14 protein-coding genes are annotated in these 21,860 nt (G+C 62.8%); 11 read left to right on the forward strand and 3 right to left on the reverse strand.

Annotated features, from left to right (window positions below; genetic code table 11):
• Window positions 1-16 precede the first annotated feature (16 nt).
• The 8 genes from GC125_RS08840 (at window position 17) to GC125_RS08875 (ending at window position 10,979) form a co-directional block, all read left to right on the forward strand.
• Window positions 17-2,029 carry a heme lyase CcmF/NrfE family subunit gene (locus GC125_RS08840; protein ID WP_151987714.1) on the forward strand — a complete coding sequence of 671 codons (2,013 nt, stop codon included), beginning with the start codon at window positions 17-19 and terminating at the stop codon, window positions 2,027-2,029.
• Entirely contained in the window at window positions 2,026-2,505 is a 480-nt protein-coding gene (locus GC125_RS08845; RefSeq protein WP_151985349.1) for a cytochrome c-type biogenesis protein, read from the forward strand. The genes GC125_RS08840 and GC125_RS08845 overlap by 4 nt, the downstream gene beginning before the upstream one ends.
• A gap of 132 nt (window positions 2,506-2,637) precedes the next feature.
• On the forward strand, window positions 2,638-4,173 hold the full coding sequence (locus tag GC125_RS08850) for a Do family serine endopeptidase (RefSeq protein ID WP_151985350.1): 1,536 nt from the start codon (window positions 2,638-2,640) through the stop codon (window positions 4,171-4,173).
• A 214-nt stretch (window positions 4,174-4,387) separates the two neighbouring features.
• On the forward strand, window positions 4,388-5,080 hold the full coding sequence (locus tag GC125_RS08855) for a response regulator transcription factor (RefSeq protein ID WP_151985351.1): 693 nt from the start codon (window positions 4,388-4,390) through the stop codon (window positions 5,078-5,080).
• Between the two features lie 4 nt (window positions 5,081-5,084).
• The gene (locus GC125_RS08860) at window positions 5,085-6,497 is read left to right on the forward strand and encodes a sensor histidine kinase (RefSeq protein WP_151985352.1); all 1,413 of its coding nucleotides are present in this window, start codon (window positions 5,085-5,087) and stop codon (window positions 6,495-6,497) included.
• A gap of 41 nt (window positions 6,498-6,538) precedes the next feature.
• A complete protein-coding gene (locus GC125_RS08865; RefSeq protein ID WP_151987716.1) occupies window positions 6,539-9,523 on the forward strand; it encodes a bifunctional [glutamine synthetase] adenylyltransferase/[glutamine synthetase]-adenylyl-L-tyrosine phosphorylase in 2,985 nt (994 codons plus the stop codon).
• 201 nt (window positions 9,524-9,724) lie between these two features.
• Window positions 9,725-10,345: an EF-hand domain-containing protein gene (locus GC125_RS08870; RefSeq protein WP_199864523.1), complete on the forward strand. Its 621-nt coding sequence runs from the start codon at window positions 9,725-9,727 to the stop codon at window positions 10,343-10,345.
• Between the two features lie 85 nt (window positions 10,346-10,430).
• On the forward strand, window positions 10,431-10,979 hold the full coding sequence (locus GC125_RS08875) for a cysteine hydrolase family protein (protein WP_286165615.1): 549 nt from the start codon (window positions 10,431-10,433) through the stop codon (window positions 10,977-10,979).
• 3 nt (window positions 10,980-10,982) lie between these two features.
• Here GC125_RS08875 and GC125_RS08880 read toward each other — a convergent pair whose 3' ends face one another.
• Both GC125_RS08880 and pepN read right to left on the reverse strand, forming a co-directional pair.
• On the reverse strand, window positions 10,983-13,364 hold the full coding sequence (locus tag GC125_RS08880) for a PAS domain-containing sensor histidine kinase (RefSeq protein ID WP_151985355.1): 2,382 nt from the start codon (window positions 13,362-13,364) through the stop codon (window positions 10,983-10,985).
• 135 nt (window positions 13,365-13,499) lie between these two features.
• Window positions 13,500-16,145: an aminopeptidase N gene (pepN, locus tag GC125_RS08885; RefSeq protein ID WP_151985356.1), complete on the reverse strand. Its 2,646-nt coding sequence runs from the start codon at window positions 16,143-16,145 to the stop codon at window positions 13,500-13,502.
• A 253-nt stretch (window positions 16,146-16,398) separates the two neighbouring features.
• Here pepN and GC125_RS08890 point away from each other — a divergent pair, with 253 nt between their 5' ends.
• On the forward strand, window positions 16,399-18,705 hold the full coding sequence (locus GC125_RS08890) for a xanthine dehydrogenase family protein molybdopterin-binding subunit (protein WP_151985357.1): 2,307 nt from the start codon (window positions 16,399-16,401) through the stop codon (window positions 18,703-18,705).
• 209 nt (window positions 18,706-18,914) lie between these two features.
• Window positions 18,915-19,859, forward strand: a complete 945-nt coding sequence (locus GC125_RS08895; protein ID WP_151987718.1) for a DMT family transporter — start codon at window positions 18,915-18,917, stop codon at window positions 19,857-19,859.
• 3 nt (window positions 19,860-19,862) lie between these two features.
• Here the strand turns inward: GC125_RS08895 and GC125_RS08900 are convergent, their stop codons facing one another.
• The gene (locus GC125_RS08900; protein WP_151985358.1) at window positions 19,863-20,372 is read right to left on the reverse strand and encodes a CBS domain-containing protein; all 510 of its coding nucleotides are present in this window, start codon (window positions 20,370-20,372) and stop codon (window positions 19,863-19,865) included.
• A 261-nt stretch (window positions 20,373-20,633) separates the two neighbouring features.
• Here GC125_RS08900 and GC125_RS08905 point away from each other — a divergent pair, with 261 nt between their 5' ends.
• The gene (locus GC125_RS08905; protein ID WP_151985359.1) at window positions 20,634-21,836 is read left to right on the forward strand and encodes a sensor histidine kinase; all 1,203 of its coding nucleotides are present in this window, start codon (window positions 20,634-20,636) and stop codon (window positions 21,834-21,836) included.
• Window positions 21,837-21,860 lie beyond the last annotated feature (24 nt).

Genomic DNA, 21,860 nt, shown 5'->3' on the forward strand with positions numbered 1-21,860 from the left:
AGGGATGGGTGCGCGCATGATCGTCGAACTGGGGCATTATGCGCTGATCATCGCCTTTGCCACGGCCCTCGTGCAGTCGGTGCTGCCGGTCGTCGGCGCGCGGCGCGGCGATCAGTCCTTGATGGCAATCGGGGATACCTCCGCGATCGTCTCGTTCCTGCTCGTGCTTCTGTCCTTCTGCGCGCTGACCTATGCCTATGTGGTTTCCGATTTCTCGGTCCAGAACGTCTACGAGAACTCCCATTCGCTGAAGCCGATGATCTACAAGATCTCCGGCGTCTGGGGGAACCATGAGGGCTCCATGCTTCTGTGGATCCTCATCCTCGTCTTCTTCAGTGCGCTGGTCGCCTTTTTCGGCCGAAACCTGCCGAATTCCCTGCGCGCCAATGTGCTCGCAGTTCAGGGATGGATTACCACGGCATTCCTGCTCTTCGTGCTGCAGACATCGAACCCTTTCGCGCGGGTCGTGCCGACGCCGATGGAAGGCCGCGATCTCAACCCGATCCTTCAGGATATCGGTCTCGCGATTCATCCGCCGCTGCTCTACCTGGGCTATGTCGGCTTTTCCATCTGCTTCTCCTTCGCCGTCGCGGCGCTGATCGAAGGCCGGATCGATGCGGCATGGGCCCGCTGGGTGCGGCCCTGGACGCTGACGGCCTGGATATTCCTGACCGGCGGCATCGCCATGGGGTCCTACTGGGCCTATTACGAACTGGGCTGGGGCGGCTGGTGGTTCTGGGACCCGGTCGAGAACGCGTCCTTCATGCCGTGGCTTGCGGGAACGGCGCTTTTGCACTCCGCACTCGTGATGGAGAAGCGCGAAGCGCTGAAGATCTGGACGATCCTCCTCGCGATCATCACCTTCTCCCTGTCGCTTCTCGGAACCTTTTTGGTCCGGTCGGGCGTTCTCACGTCGGTCCATACCTTCGCATCCGATCCGAGCCGCGGCGTGTTCATTCTCGCCATTCTGGTGATATTCATCGGCGGGGCTTTCGGGCTGTTCGCCTTCCGTGCAACGTCGCTGAAATCCGGCGGGCTGTTCCAACCCATCTCGCGTGAAGGCGGGTTGGTGCTGAACAACCTGTTTCTTACCACCGCGACGGCAACGGTGCTGATTGGCACACTCTATCCGCTCCTGTTGGAGACGGTGACGGGTGAGAAGATTTCCGTCGGTCCGCCCTTCTTCAATCTGACATTTGGGCCCCTGATGATCCCGCTGCTTCTTGCAGTGCCGTTCGGCCCATTGCTTGCCTGGAAGCGCGGCGATCTTCTGGGTGCTGCCCAAAGGCTCTATGTCGCTGCCGGCCTCGCTCTTCTTGCGGGTCTCATCGTGGTCTATTTCACCACGGGAGCGCCGGTGCTCGCTGCCCTTGCTTTGGCAATCGGCTTCTTCGTCATGTTCGGTGCCGTAACCGATCTCGCGCTGCGGGCCGGCGTTGGCAAAGTGTCGGCGGGTGTCGCGATGCGCCGCCTGGTTGGTTTGCCGCGGTCTGCCTTCGGCGGCGCAATGGCGCATTTCGGTCTTGGGGTGCTGGTGGTCGGCGTCGTCGCCGTGACTGCATTCGAAACCGAGGCCGTCGCGGAAATGACTCCGGGCCAGACGATCGATGCCGGTGGGTACACGCTTCGCTTCGACGGGATGGACCCGAACCAGGGGCCCAACTACGTCGAGGATGTCGGCCACTTTACCGTGTTGCGAGATGGCGCCGAAGTCTCACGGATGGATTCGGCCAAGCGCCTCTACACGGCGCGTCAGATGCCGACGACCGAAGCTGGAATTCTCACCCAAGGCTTCAGCCAGCTCTATGTTTCGCTCGGAGACTTCGTCACGCCTGAGGGCGCCGAGGCGCCGACCGCGATCGTCGTGCGCGTCTGGTGGAAGCCGCAGGTCACGTTGATCTGGTTCGGCTCTGTCATCATGGCCTTTGGCGGCTTGGTGTCGCTGTCGGATCGGCGCCTGCGTGTCGGCGCGCCAAAGCCGCACCGCCAGCGCAAGACTGCCGGGCCGGTCATGGAGCCGGCGGAATGATCGGCCTAGCCAAAATTATGGCCTTCTTGATCTTGGTCATCGGGCTCGCGTCTCCGGCTTTTGCCGTGCAACCCAACGAGATCCTCGACGATCCCGCTTTGGAGCAGCGTGCGCGCTCCATTTCCGCGGAACTTCGGTGCATGGTTTGTCAGAACCAATCCATCGACGATTCAGACGCGGAGTTGGCGCGGGACCTTCGGGTGCTGGTCCGAGAGCGCTTGGTATCCGGTGATACGGACGCCGAGGTCTACGACTACGTCGTGTCCCGCTACGGCGAATTCGTGCTCCTGCGCCCGCGCCTGTCATTCCAGACGCTCGCGTTGTGGGCCGCGCCTATTCTCGTCATGGGAGCGGGCATCGCGGCGATCGCGACTTTCCTGCGTAACCGCGATCCGCTTCAGGCCGGACCGACGCTGACGGACGGCGAAGAAAAGGCGATTGCCGAGCTGCTCAAGGATCGCTCGGACCGCACCTGACGGGCGGCGCGCTTCGCCAACATTACCAAAATTTCATGTCGAAGACAGAGCGCTGTAATGTGGCGTGCCCTATCTCTATGCCGACGCTGCCAAGGCAGCAAAGATATTGGCAAGAACGAGGGTTAGACGTCCATGAAATCGAACAAGTCCTTCCAGCCAAGGCTGAAAAGCCTTTTAGCCACGTCCACCATCGCGGGCGTTGCGGGTGTGATGCTCGTCACCGGCGTCCCGGCAACCATCAACGCAATGGCCGATCCGGTCCGGATCGAAGCCCCGACCACTGCACCAAGTTTCGCCGACGTGGTTGAAGCCGTCTCGCCGGCCGTCGTGTCGGTCCGCGTCCAGGGCGAGGCCGAAGAGGTCGCGCAGAACGAAAGTTTCGGCTTCCAGTTCGGACCTCCCGGCATGGAGAACCTGCCCGAAGATCATCCGATGCGCCGATTCTTCGATGAATTCGGCGGCCCGAATTTTGGCCAGCCAGATCGCCCCGACCAGCCGAACCGCCCTCGTGGTCCGCTGCCCGTTTCGCAGGGATCCGGCTTCTTCATCTCCGATGACGGTTATCTCGTCACCAACAATCACGTTGTAGAAGGTGGCTCTAGCTACAGCATCATCCTCGACGATGGCACCGAACTGTCGGCCGAATTGATCGGCACCGACAGCCGTACGGACCTGGCCGTCTTGAAAGTCGATGATGAGCGGGAATTCACCTATGTGGAATTCGGCGACGATCAGGGCGCAAGGGTCGGCGACTGGGTGGTTGCAGTGGGCAACCCGTTCGGGCTCGGTGGCTCGGTGACCGCCGGCATCATCTCGGCCCGCGGCCGTGAAATCGGTGCTGGCCCCTATGATGATTTCCTGCAGATCGACGCTGCCGTAAACCGCGGCAACTCGGGCGGCCCGACGTTCAATCTCTCCGGTGAAGTCATCGGCGTGAACACCGCGATCTTTTCGCCGTCCGGCGGCAATGTTGGCATTGCCTTCGCGATCCCGGCTACTTTGGCCCAGGACGTCGTTCAGGATCTGATCGAAAGCGGTAGCGTCAGCCGCGGCTGGATCGGCGTACAGATCCAGCCCGTCAGCGACGATATCGCTGAATCCCTCGGACTGGATGAAGCGTCCGGCGCTCTCGTCACCGCGCCTCAGCCCGATGCCCCGGCAGCCGCCGCCGGTATCGAATCCGGTGATGTCGTGACTGCCGTCAACGGCGAAGCTGTGGAGAACCCAGGTGACCTTGCCCGCCGCATCGCTGCTATCGAGCCGGGCACGGAAGTCGAACTGTCGGTTTGGCGCAACGGTGCGTCGGAAACGGTTGCAGTTACGCTCGGCACGTTCCCGGCGGACGAGCAGCAGGCATCCGTGACCGAAGAACCGGCTCCCGCTCCGTCCAGCGGTGGCGAACTCACCGAGTTCGGCATGACCGTTACCCCGTCGGATGATGGCAATGGCGTGGTCATTGCCGAGCTTGATCCCGATGGCTCTGCAGCCGAGCGCGGATTCCAGGTTGGCGATGTCATCGTTCGCGTCCAGGATCGGGACGTGGCGAGCGCGGAGGACATCACGGCAGCCGTGGCGGCCGCCGCTGAAGACGGACGGGGTGCAGCGCTTTTCCAGCTGCGCAGCGATGAGCAGAACCGCTTCGTGGCTCTGCCGATCGATCAGGGCTGAGCGGACTGAAACGAGGGCGGACCGTAGCGTGGGTTTCCGGTCCGCCCGTCTTCGCCCGAGGGTTTGCAACCCTGCCCCGCGACGCGTCCCGGCGACGCTTGATCCTCGGGTGAAGATCTAAGAGACGGCGAGCCGCTCCCCACGGCTCGCCGTTTCGCATTGGGCGCGAGCCCATCCGAAATCCGAACCCTGTCCAAGCATCGAATTTGTGCCTATGAAAGAATTCATGAAAATCCTGCTGATCGAAGACGACCGAGAGGCTTCGACCTATCTGGTCAAGGCGTTTCGCGAGTCGGGCATCGCGGCCGATCACGCCGCCGATGGCGACACGGGCTTTCATATGGCTAGCGAGAATGCATATGACGTCATGGTCATCGATCGCATGCTGCCGAAGCGCGATGGCCTCTCGATCGTCTCGGAGCTGCGCCGGCTGGGCAATGATACACCCGTCCTCATCTTGTCCGCGCTGGGGCAGGTCGATGATCGCGTAACCGGCCTGCGTGCAGGCGGCGACGATTATCTCCCCAAGCCATACGCATTCTCCGAACTCCACGCCCGCGTCGAGGTTCTTGCACGCCGCAAGGTCGGCACGCGCGAAAGCGAGACCAGTTACCGGGTCGGTGATCTCGAACTCGATCGCCTGTCGCACGAAGTCCGACGGGGCGGGCGCGATATCACGCTTCAGCCGCGCGAATTTCGGCTTTTGGAGTACCTCATGCGCCATGCCGGACAGGTGGTCACGCGCACCATGCTGCTGGAGCATGTCTGGGACTATCATTTCGATCCTCAGACGAACGTCATCGACGTGCACATTTCCCGTCTTAGATCCAAGATCGAGAAGGATTTCGACCAGCCATTGCTTCGCACGGTGCGCGGTGCCGGCTACATGATCAAGGCGGACGGCTAGCTCGATGAAGCGGCTGCGCGCCCTGTTCGGCACCACGGCCGTCCGCCTGTCGGCGCTTTATCTTGGCCTTTTCGCCATATGCGCCGTGGCTCTGGTCTTCTACGTCACCGCCATCTCCGGAAATCTCCTGCGCGCCCAGACCCAGGAAGCGATCGATGCGGATATGCGGTTCCTGTCGCGCGGCTACCAGTCCGGCGGCATTTCACGCCTCGTGCGCATCGTCGAGCGTCGTTCCCGCCAGCCGGGCGCAGGGCTTTACACGATCACCGCGCCGAACGGCGAAATCATCGCCGGCAACGTCGCTTCGCTCCAGCCCGGAACGCTGGATCGCGAAGGCTGGACGGCGCTTCCCTTCCGTTACGATCGCTATACCGAAAACGACGATGCCGCTCGCCAGCATACGGCACTGGCACAGATCGTGTTCCTGCCGAACGGCATGCGCCTGCTGGTCGGACGCGATCTCGGCGAGCCTGAGCTGTTCCGCAACCTTGTCCGGCGCGCGCTCGTCATCGCGCTGGCGATCATGGGCCTCGGCGCGCTGGCCATCTGGTTCTTCGTCGGACGCCGAGCTCTTCAGCGCATCGACCGCATGGACCAGGCGAGCCGCAAGATCATTGCCGGCGATCTCGCGCAACGTCTGCCGGTCGGCAGTTCGGGCGACGAATTCGACCGGCTTTCGGAATCGCTGAACGCGATGATCGGCCGTATCGAGAAGCTGAACGAAGGCCTGCGCCAGGTTTCCGACAATATCGCCCACGATCTGAAGACGCCGCTGACACGGTTGCGCAATCGTGCCGAAATGGCGCTCGCCGCCGGTGATACGGTCGATGAGTATCGCGGTGCGATGGAGGACGTGATCGGCGAATCCGACCAGCTTATCCGCACGTTCAACGCGCTTCTGATGATTGCCCGCGTCGAGGCGGGATCGGCTGCCGCCGAGCTTCAGGACATCGATCTGTCGGAAATCGTCACGGATACGGTGGAGCTCTATGAACCGCTTGCCGAGGATGCCGGTGTCACTCTGACCACGGCGATAGCACCGACAATTTTCGTCCAAGGCAACCGGGAACTGGTCGGACAGGCGCTGGCGAATCTCATCGACAATGCGATCAAATACACGGCCGGCCTCCCGTCTGCGCGGATCGACGTGCGGCTGGAACGTCTGGCTGAAGGCCCGACGATCACGGTGGCTGACAATGGACATGGTATCCCAGCCGACAAGCGCGCGGCTGCCGTTCAGCGCTTCGTCCGCCTTGACGACAGCCGCTCGCGTCCAGGCACCGGACTGGGGCTAAGCCTTGTGGAGGCAGTCATGCATCTTCACCGTGGCCGGCTTGAACTGCTGGACGGCCTCCCGCATGAAGAGGCCGATGAAATTCGGCCGGGACTCGCCGTCCGCATGCTGTTCGACGGCTGAGGGGTACCGGCGCTTGGGAGGGCGACGTGACGACGACTGAAATGAACATTACAGCCGCTCTCTCGGACCTTCAGACTTCATCGCTTCGGCCATTGTCCAAGGCCGATGAGAAATCCGCACGTTCGGCGCTGAAGGACTTTGCCGCACAAGCTCCCGATCTCGGCAAAGCGCTGGCGAAGAACGGCGTGCTTGCCGATTTCCTCGCCGCGACTTTTTCCCTCTCGCCGTTTCTACGCGATACGGCCTTTGCCGATCCGGCGATGTTGGCGCGTGCGGTCACCCAGCCGCTCGGCAAAAATCTCGATGGGCTGCGCCACCGCGCGCGCCAGGCATGGAAGCCTGCCGATGGCGCCGAAGGTCCTGTGACCGAACAAGCCTTGATGGCATCGCTGCGGCGTTTGAAGCGCGAAGCCGCGCTGACACTCGGACTGGCCGATCTCGCCGGTGTCGCGTCTGCGGCAGAAACCACCGCCTGGCTGAGTGATGTCGCAGAAGCGAGCCTTGCGGCGGCGATCGATTTCCTGCTGCTTGGTCTGGATGATGCCGGCAAGATCACGCTGCCCGATCGCGCCGAACCATCGAACGGCTCGGGCCTCATCGTTCTCGGCATGGGAAAGCTCGGCGCGCGCGAGCTGAACTACTCCTCCGATATCGACATCGTTCTGTTCTTCGAGCCGGATGCCGGGGTGATGAAGGATCCGGGCGATGGGGCCGATCTCTTTTCCAAGATGGCGCGGCGGCTGATCCGCATCATGCAGGAGCGCACCGGCGATGGATATGTGTTCCGCACCGATCTCCGGCTTCGTCCAGACCCGGGGTCGACGCCGCTCGCGATCCCAGTGGAAGCCGCGCTGAACTACTACGAGGGCAGGGGCCAGAACTGGGAACGCGCCGCCTTCATCAAGGCCCGGCCCGTTGCGGGCGATCTGGAGGCCGGTCGGCAGTTCTGCCGCGAGCTCGTGCCCTTCGTCTTCCGCAAATATCTAGACTATGCGGCGATCGCCGACATCCATTCCATCAAGCGCCAGATCCACGCCCATCGCGGCTTCGGCGATATCGCGGTCAAGGGGCACAACGTCAAGCTCGGCCGCGGCGGCATCCGCGAGATCGAGTTCTTCGTCCAGACGCAGCAACTGATCGCGGGTGGCCGCATGCCGGCCCTGCGTGGGCGGCGCACCGACGAGATGCTCCAGGCGCTGGTGCAGGCCCGGTGGATCGATGCCGAGACGGCCGATACGCTGACGGAGGCCTACTGGTACCTGCGCGATATCGAGCACCGCATCCAGATCGTCGGCGACGAGCAGAGCCACACGCTGCCCGAAACCGAAGCCGAGCTGAAGCGCATCGCCTATCTCGCCGGCCACAAGGACACGAAGGATTTCGCCGCCGACTTCACGCGACGTCTGAAAACTGTCGAGCACCACTATGCCGAACTCTTCGAGCATGAGAGCCATCTGTCGGGCGAAGCGGGCAATCTTGTCTTCACCGGCGAGGACGACGACCCCGATACGATGGCGACGCTGACGCGGCTTGGCTTCGACAAGCCGTCAGAAATCGCCAAGATCATTCGCACCTGGCATTACGGGCGCTATCGCGCGACCCAATCGGCCGAAGCGCGGGAACGGCTGACGGAATTGACGCCGGAGCTTCTGACCGCGTTCGGCCGCACGCGGCGCGCCGATGAGGCGTTGCTGCGCTTCGACAGCTTCCTCTCCGGCCTGCCATCGGGCATCCAGTTGTTCTCGCTGCTCGGCAAGAACCCAGGTCTGCTCTCGCTCATCGTCACCATCATGTCGTCCGCGCCACGCCTGGCCGACATCATCGCGCGCAAGCCGCATGTGTTCGACGGCATGCTCGATCCGGCGCTGCTCGCCGAACTGCCGACGCGCGACTATCTCAAGCAACGTCTCGATGCGTTTCTCCACGGCGACTTCGCCTATGAAGAAATCCTCGACCGGCTTCGGATCGTCGCCTCGGAACAGCGTTTCCTCATCGGCGTCCGGCTGCTGACCGGTGCGATCACCGGCGCACGTGCGGGGCGCGCACTGACCGATCTGGCCGACCTCATCCTGGAGACGACGCTCCAAGCCGTCGAAGAGGAAGTGGCCTCGGTGCACGGCCAGGTATCAGGCCAACGCGTCGCCCTGCTGGGCATGGGCAAGCTTGGCAGCCACGAAATGACGGCTGGCTCTGACATCGATCTGCTGCTCATCTACGACCATGACGCCGATGCCGACGAGTCGGATGGCAGGAAGCCCATCGATCCACCGCGCTATTTCGCACGGCTGACGCAACGGCTCATCGCTGCCTTGGCTGCGCCGACATCCGAGGGCGTGCTCTACGAAGTCGATCTTCGCCTGCGTCCCTCCGGCAACAAGGGGCCGGTCGCGACCCGGATCAACGCTTTCGCGAAATATCAGCGCGAGGAAGCCTGGACCTGGGAGCACATGGCGCTGACGCGTGCGCGCACGGTCGCGGGTGACGAAAGCCTGCGGGCGGATGTCGACACGATCGTGGCCGAGATCGTTGCCGAACGCCCCGACCGGGCAAAGATCGCCGCTGACGTGCTGGAGATGCGCCAGCTCATGGACCAGGAGAAGCCGCCCAAGAACAGCTGGGACCTCAAGCTCATCCCCGGCGGTCTAGTGGATATCGAGTTCATGGCGCAGCATCTGGCGCTGGTGGAGGCGTTTCCGGAAGGTGCCGAACGGCCGACGACAACCGCCGATGTGTTGACGGCGCTTGGACCCAAGGCACTGGACGAAGACGATCTGGAAACGGTGATGACTGCCCTGTCGCTCGAGACGGAGCTTTCACAGATGATGCGGCTTTGCCTCGACGGGGATTTCGACCCTGACGAGGCCCCGGCGGGACTCATCGACCAGCTCTGTCGTACGGCGGAATTGCCGGACCTCAAGACGCTGGAGGCGGACCTGAAGCGGCAAGCCAAACGGGTGCGCGCGACCATGCTGGCCATGTTGAACGCCGACATCGGACAGGCCGGCGCGGCGCGCAGCAAGTCTTGATCGACGCGAGCTGCAAGCGGCAAGTCTCTGCAAAGATTACTCATTTGTAATGCGCCGGTCATCCGCCATTCATCGGCGGAATGTCACCTTCCTGCTCAGAGCTTCGGTTGAACGCCGCGGCTTTGCCGGATTGGATCCGGTCGATCTCAATGGCCTGACGCCGCCTTCAACCGCGGTCTGCGCCCACGAAGGAGTATGAGGATGACTATCGCACGCAAGGCCACTTTGGCGACACTGATCGCGGCACTTCTTGCCACGTCGAGCTTCGCGATCGCTCAGCAATCCGACAACGCCGACGACCAGACGATGCCGGCGATCGAAGAGCCTATGGACGATGAGGCCGGCTCCATGGAAGGCGATGACGCGGACATGATGGAAGAAGACGCCGATGCTGGTCCAGCCATGCGCGGCCCTGGCCGCCGTGCAGATCGCATGCTGCAGCGGCTCGATCAGGACGGTTCGGGTGATATCAGCGTCGAGGAATTCGGCCAGCGTCGCTTGGGCTGGTTGACCGAAGCCGATGCCGATGGCGATGGCGTGATCTCCATGGAGGAACTGACGAGCGCCATGGACCAGCGCCGCCAGGAACGCCGCGAAGCCCGCTTGCTCTCCCGCTTCGACATCGATGGCGACGGCGAGATCACTGTTGAAGAACTGGAGCGCCACCAGGAAAAGCGCTTCGCCCTCATGGACCGCAACGATGACGGCGTGCTGACCGCGGAAGAAATGCCGCGCCGCGGCGAGGGCATGCGAGGCCCCCACGGCCGCATGGGCCCTGGCAAAGGCGGCCACCACGGCATGATGGAACGCCACGGACGGTAAGAGCTTGATCTAGCGCGAGAACCGGCTGCCCCAGGGTGGCCGGTTCTTTCATCGCGCTGACATGTGAGGCCGATAGCCTTTGGGAATGCACAGCGCCTTACTCATCATCGACATGCAGAACGACTACATTGCCGGGTGGACGGTCGGCCCCAGAGAGCGACTGACCTCAGCGATTGTCTCGGTCATCGCCCGCGCCCGGACGCAAGGCATACCGATCGTTTGGATCACGACCGAATTCCGCGAAGATCTCTCTGACGCATTTCTTGAGATGAAGACCAAGAATGCGCGATTGGTGATCGAGGGCACGAAGGGTGCTGGCATTGTCGCTGAACTTGAGCCGTATCCAACCAACCTCCGCATCACAAAGAAGCGCTACAGCGCTTTCCATGCGACCGGCCTGGACGACCTCATTGAAGACCTCGGAGCGACCCGATTGATCATGGTGGGCATCAACACCCACGCCTGCATTCGGATGTCCGCGATCGACGCTTATCAACGTGACCTGGACGTTATCCTGATCGAAGAAGCGGTTGGATCCTACGATGCGGATCACGCGCAATCGTCACTGGACTATATGCGCGACAAGATTGCCACGATCGTCCCTCTGGCGGCTATCGACACCGTGCTGACCTAAGCCTCAAGCCACCCGTGCTTCGTACCGTCCTTGCTCATTGGCAAACGCAATCACGTTTGACAGGCGGCGCTGTTCGCGGTTCGGGATGCGGATCGACACGATTGTGCCGACGCCCTCTATCGACTTGATGCGCATCGTTCCCCCGTGCAGTTCGGTCAGCGACCTGGAAATGGCGAGTCCCAGGCCGGAGCCGCCATTGGTGCGCGAGAACTGGTTCTGCACCTGTTCGAAGGGCTGCCCGATCTTGCCGAGCGACGATTTCGGAATGCCGATGCCGCTGTCGGCGATCGAAAGGATGACGGCGCCGGACACCTTGCGGGCGGTGACGGCCACGCGGCCGCCTTCGTCGGTGAACTTGACGGCGTTGGACAGCAGGTTGAGCAGGATCTGCTTCATCGCGCGGCGGTCCGCCGGCAGCGCCAGCCCCGGCTCGATGCGCTGAACCACGTGAAGGTGCTTCTTCTCCGCCGGGATCGCCGTGAGGCGCATGGCTTCCTCGACCAGCGGCGCAAGGTCGATCGCCTCGCGCTCCAGCTTCATCTGGCCGGCCTCGATCTTCGACATGTCGAGAATATCGTTGATGACGTTGAGCAGATGCGTGCCGGATCCGTGGATGTCGCGGGCATATTCCACGTATTTATCGGAGCCGAGCGGCCCGAACATGCTCGTGTGCAGGATTTCCGAGAAGCCGATGATGGCGTTAAGCGGCGTGCGCAGTTCATGCGACATGTTGGCGAGGAATGCCGATTTCGCCTGGTTGGCGGCCTGGGCGCGTTCCTTCTCGGCCATGTAGTTCGCATTAAGCTCGGAAAGCTCCACCGTCTGGCGCTGCAGTTTCATCCGGGAATTTGACAGGTCGCCGATGGTCGCCATCAGACGCTTCTCGGAATCGGCAAGCCGCTCCTGCTGGCGCTTCAACTGCGTGATGTCCGTGCCGACGGAGACGAGGCCACCGTCGCGCGTGCGGCGTTCGTTGATCTGAAGCCAGCGCCCGTCGGCAAGCTGCACTTCGCTCGTCTGCGACTGCTGGATCGTGCCGCCATCGGCCATGCGGCGTTCCACAACCGGGCGCGTGGATGCGGCATAGACCACCGCCCGTGGCGTGCCTGGGCGCAGAACTTCGTCCGGAAGACCGTACATGGTCCGGTAGTTCGAATTGCACAGGACCAGTTCGTCGTTCTTGTCCCACAGAACGAAGGCTTCCGACGTGCTTTCGATCGCCTCGAAGAGCCGCTGGTCGGCTTCCGCGGTCTTCTGAACGAGCTTGTGCTGCTCGGTCACGTCCATGGCTATGCCGATGAGGTGCGTCTGGGTCGAGGACCGGTCGATCACCTGCGCGCGGGCGCGCATCCAGACATAGTGGCCGTCCGCATGGCGCATGCGGAAAATCTGGTCGACCTGCTTCGTCTCGCCGCGCGCGATCGATCGGGCGATCGAGTAAAGATCGCTATCGTCGGGGTGCATCAGGCGCATCGCATCGCCGAAGGAGAGCACGCAGTCGCGTGGCGGCAGGCCGAGCATTTCGTACATCGAGCTGGACCAGTACATGCGCCCGCGTGCCATGTCCCAATCCCAGAGACCGCAACGGCCGCGCGATAGCGCCGTATCCACCCTGAGATGCGATTCCATGTAGATGTCGTCGGCATCGCGGGCCCGCGTCGCCTGGCTGAAATAGGCGTAGAGGATGACGAGCAGCACGGCCGACGTGGCCGTGAAGAGCGTGACGTTGAGCGAAACGGAACGGCGCCAGCCCTCCATGATCGGCGTCATGGGCGCGAGCGTCAGGACCGAGCCTTCGCCCGACGGCAGATGCGACACGCTGACGAGGTAGGACACGTCGCCATGCTCGATCTCGCCGACGCCTGCACGCTGGCCGAACCGCCACATGGCCGAGGTTTCGGGCGCGAGTACATGGGCGGAAAGGCCGATCAGCGACGACCCGTTGGCGGTTGCGGCGAAGACGCGTGCCGTGGCATCCGCCACGAGCATGATCTGGCCTTCGCTCAGTCGGTCTGCCGGCAGCAACCGGTTGAGGCGCGCTTCCGTGTCCCAACGGGCGGTACCGCCCGAAAGATCTGCGTCTGAAAGAATGGCGCTGGCTGCGGTGACGGCCATGACGACGGCATCGCGGCCCTGATCGATGGCGGCCTCGCGCTGGCCCGTCAGATCGACGAAGCGGGCAGCCCCCACCACGAGCAGGAAGACGACGATGAGGATCGGGATGGAGCGCTTGAGATACGGTTCAGCCTTGACCAGATGCGCGTAGGTCGGCCTGGCAAAGAGCTTGGCGTGTCCGGCGAGATTTCCATCCCACGCTTTCGCCCCACCTTTGTCGGTGGACATGGCAAGGCCATCGGCCGCGCCCAAAGGCTGCGCTTCCGCCATCGTTCCCAACTTCCTTCTGGAGCGATTCGGCTATCCCATCTCCGAATCTAACCTAAGGAATCATGGGCGAATCGCGTTGTCCAGAGCGGGCGGCAATCTTTCTTTAACCTTCTCGGTCGCGACGCCGTTCACGCCTCAGGCAAGCGTGCGTTTCACGATGTCGCTGACATCGGTCGAGAGGCCCTCCGCAGCGGCAATCCGCGAAAGCGCAGCACGTGCGTGTTCGCGCCGACCGGGTTCGAGCGAGCGCCAGGAGCGCATCGACGTCAAAAGCCGTGCGGCGAGCTGCGGGTTGCGGCCGTCGATGGCCAGAACCTGGTCTGCCAGGAAGCCATACCCCGCACCATCCTCGCGGTTGAACCCCGTGGGGTTGCCCGCGGCGAATGCACCGACCAACGCACGTACGCGGTTGGGGTTGGACAGCGCGAAATGGCGTGTCTCCATCATTGCCCGCACATGGTCAAGCGTGTCGGCTCCCGGCGCCATGGCCTGGATCGATAGCCATTTGTCGATTACGAGCGGATCGTTGCCGAAGCGCTCCTCGAAGGCGGTGAGGGCTTTGGACGCCTCATCCGATCCCGGGAAGAGATGCGCTAGAACCTGAAGCGCCGACGCCATGTCCGTCATGTTGTCGGCCTGCTCGAACACGGCCAGCGCGCGTTTTGGATCCGCTTCTGCAATCGAGAGATAGCTGAGTGCCACGGCGCGCAGCGCGCGCTTGCCGGCACTGACCGCATCCGGTGAGAAGAACCCCGGCGTCGCCATGTCGTCGAAAAGCTCCAGCGCAACCGGCCTCAGTGCGTTGGCGACGGCGGCGAGGACGGCATCGCGACCGCGCTTGATCGCATCCGGGTCGATGTTGCTACCCAGTTCGCGCGCGATGTCGGATTCGCTCGGCAGGCTGAGCGCCTGGGCGCGGAAAGCTGGCTCCAGCGTTTCGTCGCTCGCACTTGCGGTCAACGCTGCGATCAGGTCGGGATCGACCGGCACCGTCCGCCCGTCACGCGAGAGTTTGGCCGCATCCAGCAGAATCCGCATCGCAAATTCGTTCAGCGCCTGCCAGCGGGCAAAAGCGTCGCTTTCGTGCTTCGCGATGTGGGCGAGATCGGTTGATGCCTGCTCGAAGGAGAGATTGATCGGTGCGGAAAATCCGCGATTGAGCGACAGCACCGGCCGCCCGCCGACGCCCTTGAAGACGACGTTCTGGCTGCGCTCCGTCAGATGGATCACGTCGCCATCGACACGCGCCCCGGAAACCTCCGCCGGTGTGGCTTCCCGCCCGTCTTCGAGCAGCAGCCCAAAGCGCAAGGGGATGTGCATGATCTTCTTGGAACTCTCGCCCGGCGTGGCCGCGACCGACTGCTCCAGATCGACGGTGAGGCTGTCTGTGCGCTGGTCGTAGTTGACGGAGACGCTGACGGTCGGCGTACCAGCCTGGTGGTACCAGATGGCGAACTGGGAGAGGTCGGTGCCGGTCGCATCCTCGAAGGATTTGATGAAATCCTCGATGGTCGCGGCCTGGCCGTCATGGCGCTCGAAGTAGAGATCCATGCCCTTGCGGAAGCCCTCGGCGCCGAGGATCGTCGCGATCATGCGCACGACTTCCGAGCCTTTTTCGTAGACCGTCGCCGTATAGAAATTGTTGATCTCGCTGTAGGTCACCGGCCGGGGCGGGTGGGCGAGCGGACCTGCATCTTCCGGAAACTGGTGCGCCTTCAGGAGACGCACTTCCGCTATGCGCTTGACCGGGCGTGAGCGCTGGTCGGCGGAGAATTCGTGGTCGCGGTAAACGGTCAGCCCTTCCTTGAGGCAGAGCTGGAACCAGTCGCGGCAAGTGATTCTGTTGCCGGTCCAATTGTGGAAATACTCGTGCGCGATGATCGCCTCGATATTGGCGTAGTCCGCATCCGTCGCGGTCTCTGGATCGGCAAGCACGTATTTGTCGTTGAAGACGTTGAGACCCTTGTTCTCCATTGCCCCCATGTTGAAATCGGACACCGCGACGATCTGGAAAATGTCGAGATCGTATTCGAGGCCGAAGACCTCCTCGTCCCACTTCATTGAGCGCTTCAGCGCGTCCATGGCATACGCCGCCCGTGGCTCCTTGCCGTGCTCGACATAGATCTTGAGGTCGACCGATCGGCCCGATGCCGTGGTGAAGACATCGTCGACGACGCCGAGATCACCGGCGACCAGCGCGAAGAGATAGGAGGGCTTGGGGTGAGGATCGTGCCACACGGCATAGTGCCGGTTGTCATCGAGCGGACCTGCTTCGACGGGGTTTCCATTGGAGAGCAGAAGCGGGGTCTCCGTCAGATCGCCTTCGATCCGAACGGTGTAGACGGCGAGAACATCCGGCCGGTCGAGGAAATAGGTGATGCGGCGAAACCCCTCCGCCTCGCACTGGGTGCAGTAGACGTCGCTGGATCGATAGAGCCCCATCAGCTGCGTGTTTGCGGCCGGATCGAGTTTGGTCGTGACAGTCACGGCGAAAGTGCCGTTCGCCGGTAGATCGTGGATGGTCAGCCGGTCCGGGCTGACGTCGTATCTCTGGCTCTCGGCGGCTTCGCCATCGATGGCCAGCGAAACGAGTTCCAGAGCGTCGCCGTCGAGCACCAGCGGCGCATCAGCCGAAACGCCGTCGCGGCGACGGAGCGACATCGTGCTGACCACTTCCGTGTTCGCGCCGGCCAGGCGGAAGGTCATCGACACCGTCTCGATTGCAAAATCGGTCGGACGATAGTCGCTCAGATGGAAAACCTGGCCGGTCTCGGTACGCATGATGGCACGCCTTGCTGACTGTGAGGGATAGCGCTGTCCTATCGGAACAGCGCCGCCATGGAAAGCGCGAGCGCCGATGTCGGCGATGACGGGACGAGGATGTTTTTACCTATTCGGGCTCGACATTCTCGCGCGCAGATTTAACTATCAGATACCGGAGAGCGTCCGCTGCATAGGCAGTGCCCATCGCGCTTCCGCGTCTCATGGCGTCTTTTCCCAGGCCGCCTCCAATGACGAGATACAGGACAATTCCATGACGATCGCTACACCGAAATTCGGAGTGGGTGCTTCCGCCTTGCGCAAGGAAGACGATGCGCTGATCAAGGGCGAGGGCCGCTATACCGATGACGTCAAGCGCGAAGGCGCGCTCCATTCCTACGTGCTGCGCTCGCCCCAGGCTGCTGGAACCTTCACGATAGGCTCGCTCGATGAAGCGAAGGCGGCGCCCGGCGTGAAGCTGGTGCTGACCGCCAGGGATATCGCTCATCTCGGCCCGATCAAATGCATGGCGAAGGCCAAGCAGCCGAGCGGCGAGGAACACCCGGTGCGCGACATTCCGCTGCTCGCGGTGGACCGCGTGAGCTATGTCGGCGACGCCATCGCCTTCATCGTTGCCGATAGCCTCGCTCAGGCACAGGACGCGGCAGAACTGATAGAAGTCGACTACGACTCCGAGGACGCGCAGACCGATCTTGCGACCGCGCTCGATGAAGGAGCGCCTCTCGTCTGGCCGGAGCTCGGCAGCAATCAGCTCTATCTTCACGAGAACGGCAACCGGGAAGCGACAAGCAAGGCGTTCGACGCCGCCGCGCACGTCACGACGATCCAGTTCGTCAACAATCGCCTCGTTTCGAACTATCTGGAGCCCCGTGCCTGCGTGGCCGAGTGGGACGACGAGGCCGGCTTCACCATCGTGGTCGGCAGCCAGGGCGTTCACTCAATGCGCCGGGCGCTGGCGCAATTCGTGTTCAAGATGGACCTGGAGAAGGTGCGTGTCATCAGCCACGACGTCGGCGGTGGCTTCGGCACCAAGATGTTCGCCTACCGCGAATATCCTCTCGCCATGGAAGCCGCACGGCTTTTGAAGCGGCCCGTCAAATGGACGTCCGATCGCACCGAGCATTTCCTGACCGACGCCCATGGCCGCGACAACCTCGTCACCGCTTCGATGGCGATGGATGCGGAAGGTCGCTTCACGGGCCTGAGGATCGAGACGATCGCCAACATGGGCGCCTATTGCCACACGTTCGGCCCAAACATTCCGGTGATCGGCTCGTCGATGTCGACCGGCGTCTACGATATCCAGAACCTCGACCTCACCATCAAGGCGGTCATGACCCATACCGCACCGGTCGATGCCTATCGTGGCGCAGGCCGTCCCGAAGCCGCCTATCTCATCGAGCGTCTCGTCGATGCCTGTGCGCGCGAAACCGGCCGCAAGCCGGAAGAGCTTCGCCGCATCAACTTCATCCGGCCCGATCAGTTTCCCTACAAGACCCCGACCGGCCGCAAATACGATGTGGGCGAGTTCGACGGGCACATGACCCAGGCCATGGACCGCGCCGGCTGGGCCGATTTCGAAGCCCGACGCGAGGACGCAAAGGCGCAAGGCAAGCTGCGCGGTATCGGCATGGCGACTTATATCGAAGCCTGCGCCTTCGCGGGTTCCGAGCCTGCCCATCTCGAACTGAACGGCGATGGCACCATCACGCTCTTCATCGGCACCCAGACAAACGGGCAGGGCCACGCCACGGCCTACAGCCAGTTCATCTCGGAAAAGATCGGCATCGATTTCGACAAGATCATCGTGCGCCAGGGCGACACCAAAGAGCTTGATCGCGGCGGCGGCACCGGTGGCTCGCGTTCGATCCCGCTCGGCGGCGTTTCTGTATCGCATGCCTCCGAAGTGCTGGCTGAAAAGATACGCAAGCTGGCCGGCAAGGAATTGGAAGCCGGGCCGGAGGATATCGAACTCGTTGACGGTGAGGCGCGTATCGTCGGCACCGACCGGGCGATCAACTACGGCGATCTCGCCAAGGGTGCGACCGACCCGGAAGATCTGAAGGCCATGTCCGACATCAAGCAGGACGAGGCAACCTATCCGAACGGCACGCACATCGCCGAAGTCGAGATCGATCCCGAGACCGGCCATGTCGACGTCGTCGCCTACACGATCGTCGACGACTTCGGCGTAACCGTGAACCCCATCCTCCTGATGGGTCAGGTCCATGGCGGCGTCGTGCAAGGCATCGGTCAGGCGCTCGGCGAGCAGGCCGTCTATAGCGATGACGGTCAGCTCATCACCGCTTCTTTCATGGATTACGCGGTGCCGCGCGCCGACAACGTGCCGTTCATTCAGTTCGAGACGCGCAACGTCCCGTCGACGACCAACGCGCTCGGCATCAAGGGCGCGGGGGAGGCGGGTACCATCGGTGCCTGCCCCTCGATCATGAACGCCCTCGTCGACGCGCTCGATGGCCCGCTCGGCATACGCCACGTGGAAATGCCGGCCACACCTGACAGGCTGTGGGCCATGATGCAGGACGCAAAAAGCCACTAGGCGAAAATCTGTATGACAGAGGGGCGGTCTCCTGCCGCCCCTCTGCCCTTTCCATCAACGCGGCCGGTGTTTTTCCACACATCGGCCGCGTTCCCGGCTAATCAGGGTTTCTCTTTCCGAAATCCCGAGTCGGTGCCGTGACCCCTCCATCTTCCGCAAGCCTGACCAAGACATCCTCCATCGAGGGTGCGGAGGAGGCACCGAGTGATCTGGCGGCACTCGCTCCCGACCCGGAAACGATCCGGGGCATCCTGCTCAAGATCGCATCGGTCTGCGTCTTCATCGGCATGTCCACCTGCATCAAGGCGGCGGGAGAGGGCATTCCGGCCGGCCAGATCGTGTTCTATCGCTCGCTGTTTGCGATGGTGCCTGTGCTGACCTATCTCGCCGTTCGCGGTCAGCTGCGCACTGCCTTCGCTACGGCATCGCCGCTGTCCCATGTGCTGCGTGGGTTCGTCGGCGTCTGTTCCATGGGCCTCGGTTTTTACGGTCTCACCAAGCTTCCCCTGCCGGACACCATTGCGCTTGGCTATGCGATGCCGCTGCTGACCGTCGTCTTTGCGGCGATCTTCCTCAAGGAGCAGGTGCGCATATATCGCTGGAGCGCGGTGCTCGTCGGTCTCGTCGGGGTCACGATCATTTCCTGGCCCCGCCTGACGCTGTTCAACAGCGGCGTCGGTTCCCCTGAAGAAGCCTACGGTGTGCTCGCCATCCTGGCCTCGGCAACGCTTGGGGCCTGCGCGATGATCCTCGTGCGACGCCTCGTCGCCACGGAGCGGACGCCCACCATCGTGCTCTATTTCTCGCTGTCTGCGACGCTGCTTTCGCTTCTGTCGCTGCCATTCGGCTGGGCGACGCTCGATGCCGAGCGGTTTGGACTGCTGATGGCAGCGGGCTTTTTCGGCGGCGTCGGACAGATTCTGCTGACCCAGTGCTACCGCTATGCCGACGCCTCGACGATCGCGCCGTTCGAATACACCTCCATCATCCTTGGCATCGCGATCGGCTATCTGATGTTCGGCGACGTCCCGACATGGTCCATGCTGCTCGGCACGGCCATCGTCATCTGTGCCGGCATCTACATCATCGTGCGCGAACATCAGCTTGGCCTCGAGCGGCGCGCCGCGCGACGGCTCGTCACGCCTCAGGGTTGATCGCTAGCTCGTCAGGAAGGCGATCAGAATCACCGTGTAGACCAGGATGCCGGCGCCAATCAGCACGAATTGCAAGTTGGATGAGATCGTCGCCCGGGTAACGTCGCGCGCATGGTCGATCATGTCGGGCCAGGTATAGGAGACGAAGTCGCCCTGCGTCATGATGGCAGTCACGCGACCCGCGTCATCGACCACCGGCAGGCGACGAAACCGCTCGTTCGACATGATCTGCAGCCATTCGACGACGTTGTCGTCGGCATGGGCGACCTTGACGTTGCGGGTCATGATGTCGGCGAGCTTGGTCTGGTGCGCGTCGCGGTTCTGGTTGATGAGCCGCTTCATCAAATCGCGCTCCGTCACGATCCCCAGAAGCTTGTCCTGCGGGTCGACCACGACCACCGATCCGTAGTTCATTTCAGACATCTGTTTCACCGCGTCGATCACCGGCGTATCCGGCGGGAAGCTCAGCGGCTTAGGCTTGTTCATGAACTCTTTGCGTTCTCGTATGCGCATCGTGATGCTCCTGCATGCCAAGCCCCTGTTCCTTCAGGTAGCGTACCATGCGGTGAGGCAAAGCGTCGCAGCAGAAATTATCGAGCCTCGTCTTCAACGCCGTGGGGGCTGGCGCTAGGGGTCAACGGCGCGAACGTGAGCCAGATCTTGGAAAGCGCAAATGCAGATCCCATCTAAAAGGCGGGACGAAACAACGCTCGGGCACACCACTGGCCGGGCACCATGACGGGGCCGCCTCATGGCGGGGGACATGCATATTCCATGAATGAATCGCTTCAAGGCACGCTGGCGGTCGAAACGCTGACGACCGACGAACTCACCTACCGCCTGTCCCAACAATCGCTGCTTGCCGAGTTCGCGAGCTTCGCACTGCAGTCGCGAGATATCGACGCGGTGCTGCAGCGAGCGACGGAGCTTTGCTCGAGCGGCCTGCGCACCCCTTACGCCAAGATCCTGTGCTACCGGCCCGAGCAGAACGATCTGTTGATGGTCGCCGGCGTCGGCTGGGAGGAAGGCTCGGTCGGCAAAGCGGCGCTCGGTGCCGATCTGGCCTCTCCGGCGGGATTTGCCTACCACACGCGCCAGTCGGTCCTCTCCAACCATCTGGAGAATGAAGAACGGTTTCGCACGCCGGAACTCCTGCGCAAGCATAATATCCGCCGCGCGATCAACGTCCTGATCGAATATGGCGACGGGCCGGAGCGTTTCGGGGTCATGGAAGTCGACAGCCCAGATGCCGGCATGTTCGATACGTCCGACGCGCATTTCCTGGCGGGCTTTGCGGCACTGCTCGGCATCGCCATCGAACGCCAGCACAAGGACAGGCTCCTGGCGCAGGCGCTGGACCATCAGTCGCTTTTGACCCGTGAAATGAGCCACCGGGTGAAGAACTCGCTCGCCGTCGTGTCGAGCCTGCTGCGCATCCAGACGCGCGGCGGCGTATCCGACGAGGTGCGCAAGGCGCTGGACGATGCCGGTTCACGCGTCGCGACCGTTGCCCAGGTGCACGATCATCTGTGGCGCGGCGAGATGGTGGGGGAGGTCGATCTCGTCGGGTTCCTGCGCGATCTGTGCCGCAATCTCGAAGGGGCGGGGCCCGGCCATCCGATTTCATGCGAGGGGCCGTCGCCGCTGAAGATGTCCGCCGACCGCGCCATCCCGCTTGGGCTCTTCGTCAACGAGACGATCACCAACGCGATGAAATACGCTTATCCCGAAGGCCAGCACGGCCCCATCGCCGTCAAGGTCGAAGCCGATGACGAGCGCGTCACGGTCAGCGTCAGCGACCAGGGCAACGGCTTTCCGCCGGACTTCGATTTCGAAGCTGCACGGGAGAGCCTCGGCCTGAAGATCGTCAACTCCTTCGCACGGCAATTGGAGGCGGAACTCAAGATCGAGCCCCGCGCCAATCCCGGTTGCCGTTTCACCGTCAGTTTCCCGCGCAGCGCGTCTGTCTCACCCTAGGCGCCGGCCGAGTTCAAATCCCTT

Source organism: Rhizobium sp. EC-SD404 (genome assembly GCF_902498825.1).
Lineage (GTDB): Bacteria > Pseudomonadota > Alphaproteobacteria > Rhizobiales > Rhizobiaceae > Georhizobium.